The organism is Orenia sp. (assembly GCF_055140805.1).
This window is the reverse complement of sequence record NZ_JBSQYM010000182.1, coordinates 1-7,590: the sequence shown is the minus strand read 5'-3', so window position 1 is coordinate 7,590 and position 7,590 is coordinate 1. Positions and strand designations below refer to the sequence as shown.

General features: G+C 32.3%; 6 protein-coding genes and 1 riboswitch. All 6 genes read right to left on the bottom strand.

Features of this window, described 5'->3' with window-relative positions; translation table 11 throughout:
* Positions 1–534: 534 nt before the first annotated feature.
* Positions 535–1,647, bottom strand: coding sequence for an ABC transporter ATP-binding protein (locus ACTCDL_RS13910; RefSeq protein WP_463178068.1), 1,113 nt, complete (start codon positions 1,645–1,647; stop codon positions 535–537).
* A 40-nt stretch (positions 1,648–1,687) separates the two neighbouring features.
* The gene (locus tag ACTCDL_RS13905) at positions 1,688–2,689 is read right to left on the bottom strand and encodes a LacI family DNA-binding transcriptional regulator (protein ID WP_463178066.1); all 1,002 of its coding nucleotides are present in this window, start codon (positions 2,687–2,689) and stop codon (positions 1,688–1,690) included.
* A gap of 260 nt (positions 2,690–2,949) precedes the next feature.
* Entirely contained in the window at positions 2,950–3,954 is a 1,005-nt protein-coding gene (locus tag ACTCDL_RS13900; protein ID WP_463178064.1) for a LacI family DNA-binding transcriptional regulator, read from the bottom strand.
* 122 nt (positions 3,955–4,076) lie between these two features.
* Positions 4,077–5,840, bottom strand: coding sequence for a phospho-sugar mutase (locus ACTCDL_RS13895; RefSeq protein WP_463178062.1), 1,764 nt, complete (start codon positions 5,838–5,840; stop codon positions 4,077–4,079).
* 279 nt (positions 5,841–6,119) lie between these two features.
* On the bottom strand, positions 6,120–6,227 hold the full coding sequence (locus tag ACTCDL_RS13890; protein ID WP_463178058.1) for a MetS family NSS transporter small subunit: 108 nt from the start codon (positions 6,225–6,227) through the stop codon (positions 6,120–6,122).
* 92 nt (positions 6,228–6,319) lie between these two features.
* Positions 6,320–7,222 carry a SpoIID/LytB domain-containing protein gene (locus tag ACTCDL_RS13885; RefSeq protein ID WP_463178056.1) on the bottom strand — a complete coding sequence of 301 codons (903 nt, stop codon included), beginning with the start codon at positions 7,220–7,222 and terminating at the stop codon, positions 6,320–6,322.
* A 108-nt stretch (positions 7,223–7,330) separates the two neighbouring features.
* Positions 7,331–7,410: riboswitch (Fluoride riboswitch) on the top strand.
* Positions 7,411–7,590: the final 180 nt, after the last annotated feature.

Here is a 7,590-nt window from a genome sequence, read left to right as displayed (position 1 = left end):
CATCTTTTATTCCCCTCTCCTGATATGAGGAGAGGGGTTAGGGGTGAGGTGGGTTTTATATTACATTCTAAAGTTGTTTATCTATATAGATGTCCAAGTCTAAAGTGTAATAAAAAACTAAAGATTAGCAGCGAATTAACACGAATTAAAGAGTAAAAGATTAATTAATCTTTTGGTTTTATTCGCGTAAATTCGGTAGATTCGTTGCTGAAAGTTATCTTTTAAAGTTTTTAGTTAAGAAATTAAAGGTATTAAAATATAAAAATATCAATATTAAATTTTACTCTAAAACTTAATAGCTACACTAAATCTAAACTAATATGTTCTATAATACACAAAAAACGCAGAAGAATATTCTCCTGCGTTTTTCTCTATATAATATGAAAAAGATAACTATTACTTCGCTTTAGTTTTAATTAAAATCTTTGAAAATTACCAATTCTGGAGTTTTGGTAAAATTCTTTTTTTATTTCAGCATTCTAAATAATCTTATGGGCTTGTAGTATGAAACCTTTATGGGTTTCTATATATAAATTAAATAATTGCTTCCTCAGTCTCAGCATCAAAGATATGCATCTTTTCAAGATCAAATGCAATTTTCATTACGTCTCCAACTTTAGCCTCACTTTGCGGATCTACAACAGCTACAATAGTTCTGTCCCCGATACTAAGATGTAGATGAATTGAAGAACCCATTGGCTCAATAACTTCTACTGTAGCATCTACAGTATCTACATTCTCATCAGTTTCTGCAAATTCAGGATCCATAATATCTTCTGGACGAATTCCAAAGACAATCTCTTTACCAACATAAGTTTGTAATTCTTTCATAGCTTGAGACATCTTAGTAGGAATAGTTAAATCAATTCCTTTTCCTGTTAATACTAGTTCATCTCCTCTTGCTTCAATCTTAGCATCTAAGAAGTTCATTGCAGGGCTACCAATAAATCCTGCTACAAACATATTATTAGGTTGATTATAAAGAGTAATTGGATCATCAATCTGTTGGATAACTCCATCTTTCATTACAACAATACGATCTGCTAAAGTCATGGCTTCAACTTGATCATGTGTTACATAAATAGTAGTTGTTTGTAATCTTTCATGTAACTTACTCAACTCAGCTCTCATCTGTACTCTTAATTTAGCATCCAAATTAGATAATGGCTCATCCATTAAGAATACCTTAGGTTCACGTACAATAGCACGCCCCATAGCAACACGTTGACGCTGACCACCAGATAATTCTTTAGGCTTTCTTTCTAATAAAGGTTCAATCCCTAATACTTTTGCAGCTTCCTTAACTCTTCTATCAATCTCTGAGCTATCAAACTTTCTTAGTTTAAGCCCAAAAGCCATATTATCATATACATTCATATGTGGGTATAATGCATAATTTTGGAATACCATTGCAATATCTCTATCTTTTGGAGCGACATCATTTACTAACTTGTCACCAATATAAAGCTCTCCACCAGATATCTCTTCTAAACCAGCAATCATTCTCAAAGTTGTAGACTTAGCACATCCAGATGGTCCAACAAATACCATAAACTCTTTGTCTTGAATATCAATATTTGCATCATAAACAGCCTGAAATCCATTTGGATAAATCTTATCGATATTCTTTAAAGTTACCTTAGCCATTTGAAAATTCCTCCTCATAAGTTTTAATATAAATATATAATTAAGTAGACTTTCTAACAATTAATTTACTTGTTAAAATCTCAATATCTTCTTCAATATCCTCATCTTCGATCAAAGCAAATAGTTTTTGAGCTGAATTAGCACCAAGTTCATACATCGGTTGTGCTACAGTAGTTAATGGCGGCTCTATTATAGAAGTTACAATAGTATCTTCAAAACCTACCACAGCTATCTCTTCAGGAATTAAATAACCTCCCATTTTAATCGCATCAATTACCCCTACAGCAATTAAATCATTGGCTGCAAAAATAGCAGTAGGTGGTTCTTCTAGATTCAACAACTCTAAAAAACCTTGATAACCACACTCTCTGCTCCAATCCTTATTAATAATTAGCTGAGAATCATAATCTAAATGATATTCTTTAAGGGCTTGTTGATATCCTTGCAAACGATTTTGTGATGCTAAATTATCTTTAGGACCATTTATTAAGGCAATTCTTTTATGCTCTCTCTCCAATAAGTGCTTAGTTGCTTCAAAAGCACCTGTATTATTATCAATAATTACCGAAGGCAGCATAACTTCCTCTACCAGCCGATTTGCTAATACGATAGGATAGCCTGATAACCCTAAGTTAATGATTTTATTATTTGCTAGACCATCACCTAAGAAGATAATACCTGCTATCTTATTTCCTTGTAACCATTCTATATAGGTAGCTTCCCTCTTTTCATCGCCATCGGTATTACAGACTATAACTTGATAGCCATTTTCAGTAGCAATATCCTGGATAGCACGAGTTACCTCAGAATAAAATGAACTAGAAATATCAGGTAGGATTAAACCTATCATATTACTCTCTTGTCTAGCTAAATTACGAGCCAATAAATTTGGCTGGTAATTATACTTTCTAGCAATATCTAATATCTTTTGTCTTGTACTTTCTCCTACACCAGCTTTATTATTAATAGCGCGAGAGACAGTAGATTCTGATACACCAAGCTTTGCTGCAATATCTTTCATAGTAATACCCACAATATCCACCTCACGGATCACGCAACCGCTTGAGCAATGCTCAAAAATAATCACGCAATCGCTTGCGTAATGATTATAGCAAAAACTTACTACTACTATTGTAAATGTAATAAGTTCTTATATTCTTATGATTTTATACTTATTTTAACTTATATACATTATAGCATAATTGTATTTTAATAGCAAGGGATTGTTTTATTTTTTGATTAAAATTATCTTCAACCAAATAATAGATACTCCCTTGCTCATTACTTTCTATATTTTGATAGTCAGCATGATTCTCTTATTACTAACTTAGGTTCTAACTCTTTTTGAATTATTTTTTCCTTATCACTTTGAATTGAATCTACTAAAAGCTCAACACCTAGCTTACCCATCTCAAACATAGGTTGTGCTATAGTAGTTAATTTTAAATATTTTGATAATTCTATATTATCATACCCAATTAAAGAAAAGTCTTCAGGCACAGAATATCCTGCTTCATTAATGGCCTCTAATGCTCCAATAGCCTGGATATCTGATGCAGCAAAGATAGCGGTGGGATAGTCTTTCTTAGGTAAATTTAGTATCTCTTTCATCATTTCATAACCAGACTCTTTATCAAAATCACCTATCTTTATCAATTCATCATAAACTCCAATATTAGACTCTATTAAAGCTGTTTCAAAACCTTTCATTCTATCTTGTCCCTGTCTACAATCCATACAACCATTAAGAAATGCTATTCTCTTATGATTTAAAGCAATTAAATGGTTAGTAGCTTTCTTAGCTCCTGACAAATCATCTACAAAAATTGAACTAATCTTCTCATAGAAATCATTGACCAATACAAGAGGTACTTTAAGATTTTTAAAACGCTCAACCTCTTCTTCTGTCATTTTCATTGTAATTGCTAATACTCCATCTACTCTTTTTTCACTGAGTATTCTATTTATATACTTCTCTTTATAGGTTATATCATAAGAATCACCGTAATTGACATTGTATAAAACCAAATCCATATCTTGCTCTTCCAGCCCTTGTTGTACTCCCTTTAAAACCTCTATAAAAAAATGGCTCGTAACTGCCGGTACTAAAATGCCTATAGAGCCTGTTTTCTGCAAAGCTAATCCTCTAGCCATTGCATTTGGTTGATACTTTAATCTCTTAATTACCTTCAAAACCCTCTTCTTAGTCTTGTCACTAACTCTTTTGCTATTATTTAATACTCTTGATACAGTACCAATTCCTACATTTGCTTCCTTAGCTACATCATAAATAGTAACTTTGCTCATATTTTAAGCTTACACTCCTTCCCTGTAAAGGGGGATAGAATAATTATTGACAATAATATTCTATCTAATCTAATTATCAGTTTTAGAATCAAATTTAAATTAGAGATTCCATAGATTTTAACTTATAAAATTAATAAATTAAGAAAATTAATAATAAATTGAATTATTACATATATTATATACTCCATTACAGCCTCTTTTAACTTAGCCAATTTCTCATCTGCCCCTTGATTACTCTCTGCTGTAACTGAGAAGTAAAACTTAACCTTTGGCTCTGTTCCCGATGGTCTTACTGTTACTAAACTATCATCCTCTAACAAAAACTGTAATACATTAGATTCTGGTAAATCGATAGCCCTCTCTTCTTCATTAATTACATCATATTCTTTACTTACCAGATAATCCTTGATAACTAATACCTTCTGTCCATTGATCTCTGCTGGACTATCTTCTCTTAAAGATTTTAGTAAAGCAGCAATCTTCTCTTTTCCTTCTTTTCCTGGCATAGTAATCGCTTCCAAATCAGCTTTATAATAACCATACTCTTCATACATTCTCATTAATTCTTCATAAATTGAGCTATCTTTGGACTTATAATAAGCTGCCATCTCTGCAATTAACATAGTAGCTACTATTGCATCCTTATCTCGAGCATGAATTCCATATAAATAACCATAACTCTCTTCAAATCCAAAGATGTACTCTTTGTTATATTTACCTTCTTCAAACTCTTTAATCTTTTCACCAATATATTTAAACCCAGTTAAGGTATCCATTACATCAAGTCCATACTTTTTAGCGATAGGTTTGACCATCTCTGTTGTTACAACAGTTTTAATAACTACACCATTCTCAGGCACCTCATCTAAAGAGTTGACAATATACTCAGTTAATAGTACCCCAACTTGATTTCCATTTAAGAATACCCATTCTCCCTTAGTATCCTTAACAGCAATACCTACACGATCTGCATCAGGGTCATTTGCCATAACCAACTCTGCATCCTTCTCTTCAGCCAACTCAATCCCTAAATCAAATACTGCTGGTGCTTCTGGATTAGGGTAAGCTACTGTAGAGAAGTTAGGGTCAGGTTTCTCTTGCTTAGCTACTACATGTAAATTCTTAAACCCTAATTCACCTAAAACTCTCTGTACAGGCATATTTCCTGTCCCATGTAATGGGGTATAAACGATATGTAAGTCATCAGCTACCTTTTTAATAGCCTCAGGATTTAAGGATAAATCCTTTAAAGTCTTGATATACTTATCATCCATCTTAGGATCGATAATCTCAAATAAACCGTTTGCACGAGCCTCTTCTTCAGAGATAGTCTTGACATTATCAAAGCTCTCAATAGCATTAACCTCTGCAATAATCCCTTTATCATGAGGTGAAACAACCTGAGCTCCATCTTCCCAGTATACTTTATAACCATTATATTCTGGTGGGTTGTGGCTTGCTGTTACCATAATTCCTGCAGTTGCCCCCAACTCTCTAACTGCAAAAGAAAGCTCTGGAGTAGGTCTTAAATCATCAAATAGATAGGCTTTGATTCCACTTGCTGCTAAGACCAGAGCTGCCTCTACTGAAAACTCCCTTGATTTATGTCTAGAATCATGGGAAATGACTACACCTTTAGATTTATCACCATTTTTTTCAATATAATTAGCCAGACCTTGAGTTGCTTTTCTAATAGTATATTTGTTAATTCTATTAGTACCAGCCCCAATAATTCCTCTTAAACCACCAGTCCCAAAGTCTAAACTGGTATAAAACCTCTCTTCAATCTCCTTTTCATCACCAGCTATTGCTTTTAATTCTTCTTTAGTTTCTTGATCAAAGTAATCACTCTTTAACCATTCTTCATATTTAACCTTATAACTCATAATATCTCTCCTTTTCTTTTAATTACTTGTTATCTATTCTACACTAAAGGAATAGCTTTTAGCAAATAATTTAAAATAATCAATATTTATATAATTTTAGATATTAAATTACTATGAAATTTATATCAGATAAATTTATTCAATAAATATCCATATATATTTTAAAATGATTGCTGACAACTTTCAAGCTATTTATATTATTTTTAATTAATTATCTAATAAAAAATCAGTAACTGGACTAATCCAATTACTGATACAAATTAATCATTAATATTAGAATTAACTTCTTTCTCTTTCTCCTCTAATAAATCTATAAATACAATAGCCTAACCCACCATAAAGAACTACAGAACCAAAAATAAACATTCCAATTGCTGAAGTACTCATTGTAGCCCTCCTCCTTTTTAGGTAATTAAACGAAATACTATTAATTATTCGCTAGTTTATAATTTAATTCCTCTTTTAGATAATCAAAATCATTAATCCCACCTCTTTACTATCTTAATATCCTTAAAATAATAATTGATTATTTCTTCTGCCGTCTTCCCTTCTTTTGCTAACTTATAAGCACCCCATTGGCTCATACCAACTCCATGACCATAACCACTACCAGCAAATATAAAGCTATCTCCAGATTTTTTGATAGTTTTGATGAGGATGGACTTTAATTTGTCAGGGCCAATTAAAGTTCTAAATTCAGCTCCCTTTATTTTTTTACTTCCTTGCTCAAATATTAGCTCTAAATCAATAATTCTTCCACTCTTATCATAATTTAACACCTTAATATTCTTTATCTCTGTAGCTTTCTCTCCTGTCTGTTCTAAAACCCTTAAAATCTCTTCTTTACTGATCCTAACTTGCCAATTTTTAATATCTGCAGGAGCTAAATCATCAGGTGATTTAATACTTTGTATATAAGGAGGCTCTGCTTCTTTGTAAGCCAATCCCACTTTGGCACTGGTAGTCTGCCCTCCAGCACTTGAATGAAACCAACCTCGAATATACTTATTCTGATAAGTAATTACCTCTCCTTTAGTCATCTTAACAGACTCTCTAATTTCAGAACTGATATTCTCTGGTCGATAGGCTTGAGCCTCTTCATGTTTAGCACTGATTGTATTGTTTCCATTCTCCTCTAGACGTTTTAGAGTAAAGGTTCTAGCGATAATAGCTTGGGCTGCATAAGCATTCTTGGGCCATCCCTTCTTCATCTCCCCTGCAACTACTCCTGCAACATACTCTTCTATATTCATCTTATTTATCTGACCATCAGCCAACTTAACTTGAATTGTAGGCTCTTCTCCCTGAGTTCCTTGTTGGCCACATCCTGTTACTATTACTATAGTAAGCAAGATAATACTCCTTTTTAATAATTTTATCATCATTTTATTCCTCCCCTTTATAAGAATATTATCTCATCTTAATTTGTCTTCTATTCAATCTACCCTTGACTTTGCTAAGAAAAGTAAATATAATAACAGCATAAATTACATAAAATTGGTGATGAGGCTCACCTTGATATTATAGAGATATCAAAACCGTCTTTTAGGCTAATAGCTTCTACTTCTTAGGGAGTAGAAGCTATTTTTTGTTTTACATTTATTTCTAGAAGATAACTTATCTTACTTATCTGCTCATCACTAATTATTAAGGCTCTTCAACGAGTTTTGTGAAAATACTATATTTAAATAATTTAAAATATTTTTTGCAACGAATCTCTCGAATTAACTCGAATTTAGGTCAAGAACTT

Excerpts from the sequence above, each read along its gene's own strand:
- ACTCDL_RS13890 (WP_463178058.1), bottom strand. The coding sequence starts at position 6,227 with ATGAGTACTTCAGCAATTGGAATGTTTATTTTTGGTTCTGTAGTTCTT.
- ACTCDL_RS13900 (WP_463178064.1), bottom strand. The coding sequence starts at position 3,954 with ATGAGCAAAGTTACTATTTATGATGTAGCTAAGGAAGCAAATGTAGGA.
- ACTCDL_RS13895 (WP_463178062.1), bottom strand. The coding sequence starts at position 5,840 with ATGAGTTATAAGGTTAAATATGAAGAATGGTTAAAGAGTGATTACTTT.
- ACTCDL_RS13910 (WP_463178068.1), bottom strand. The coding sequence starts at position 1,647 with ATGGCTAAGGTAACTTTAAAGAATATCGATAAGATTTATCCAAATGGA.
- ACTCDL_RS13885 (WP_463178056.1), bottom strand. The coding sequence starts at position 7,222 with ATGATAAAATTATTAAAAAGGAGTATTATCTTGCTTACTATAGTAATA.